Origin of the sequence: Shewanella decolorationis S12 (assembly GCF_000485795.1) — a bacterium.
GTDB classification, from domain to species: domain Bacteria; phylum Pseudomonadota; class Gammaproteobacteria; order Enterobacterales; family Shewanellaceae; genus Shewanella; species Shewanella decolorationis.
Genome location: NZ_AXZL01000077.1, coordinates 1 through 806 on the forward strand (window position 1 = coordinate 1; position 806 = coordinate 806).

At 55.2% G+C, this 806-nt stretch carries 1 pseudogene; it reads right to left on the reverse strand.

Annotated features, from left to right (window positions below):
* A pseudogene (locus SHD_RS21915) lies at window positions 1-737 on the reverse strand (IS3-like element ISSen4 family transposase); the annotation flags it as partial.
* Between the last annotated feature and the right edge of the window lie 69 nt (window positions 738-806).

Sequence of the window (806 nt, forward strand, 5' to 3'; positions counted from 1 at the left end):
GCCTGAAATCCCAAAGGCAACAGTGACCGTCAGGCATTCCTTTGTGAAATCATCGACGCAGGTAAGACACTTGATCCTGCGACCGGTGGAAAGTGCGTCCATGACGAAATCCATCGACCAGGTCAGATTGGGCGCCGCCGGACGGAGCAGCGGCAGACGTTCTGTTGCCAGCCCTTTACGACGTCTTCTGCGTTTTACGCCCAGGCCACTGAGGTGATAAAGCCGGTACACGCGCTTATGATTAACATGAAGCCCTTCACGGCGCAGCAACTGCCAAATACGACGGTAGCCAAAACGCCTGCGCTCCAGTGCCAGCTCAGTGATGCGCCCTGATAAATGCGCATCAGCAGCCGGACGGTGAGCCTCATAGCGGCAGGTCGACAGGGATAAACCTGTAAGCCTGCAGGCACGACGTTGCGACAGACCGGTCGCATCACACATCAACATCACGGCTTCCCGCTTCTGGTCTGTCGTCAGTACTTTCGCCCAAGAGCCACCTGAAGCGCCTCTTTATCCAGCATGGCTTCGGCAAGCAGCTTCTTGAGTCTGGTGTTCTCTTCCTCAAGCGACTTCAGGCGCTTAACTTCAGGCACCTCCATACCGCCATACTTCTTACGCCAGGTGTAAAACGTGGCATCGGAAATGGCATGCTTGCGGCAGAGTTCACGGGCGGGTACCCCAGCTTCGGCTTCGCGGAGAATACTGATGATCTGTTCGTCGGAAAAACGCTTCTTCATGGGGATGTCCTCATGTGGCTTATGAAGACATTACTAACATCGGGGTGTACTAATCAACGGGGAGCAGGT